Below are 391 nucleotides of genomic sequence, written 5' to 3' on the forward strand. Positions count from 1 at the left end.
GGCTAGATTAAGCCAATAGTGGCCAGTAGGTTCCATACCAATTAGTAAATTAGGTCGGTCATGTTGCTCGGACAGGTTTTTGGCCCATTCTATCAACGCTAAGAACCCTTGATAAGAATTGGTGAATACCAGTCGTTTCACCAGATCTCGACCACGATCATCTATTGCCCGTGCTACATGTTTGTGTTTGGCTACATCAACCCCAATGATCAAGCTTTGCTCGTTGACTTGTGCTATTCGTTTATTTTGTGTAAAATCCATATTAGAAGTCCTCCTTCGGTACTTAATTCGAGGTCATGCATGACACTCTCTATCGTACCAGGGGGACTTTTTTTATGCATTTGTCAGATTCGGCGATTATCCTTCAAATTTTCTTATTACAGGAATGCTC

Annotated in this window: 1 protein-coding gene; it reads right to left on the reverse strand. The window is 41.7% G+C overall.

The window, feature by feature from the left end; all coding sequences use genetic code 11:
- Positions 1–261 (reverse strand): IS110 family transposase (locus B494_RS20895; protein ID WP_144032289.1); only part of this gene is annotated, 261 nt, incomplete at its 3' end.
- Between the last annotated feature and the right edge of the window lie 130 nt (positions 262–391).

Origin of the sequence: Amphibacillus jilinensis Y1 (assembly GCF_000306965.1) — a bacterium.
GTDB lineage: Bacteria > Bacillota > Bacilli > Bacillales > Amphibacillaceae > Amphibacillus_C > Amphibacillus_C jilinensis.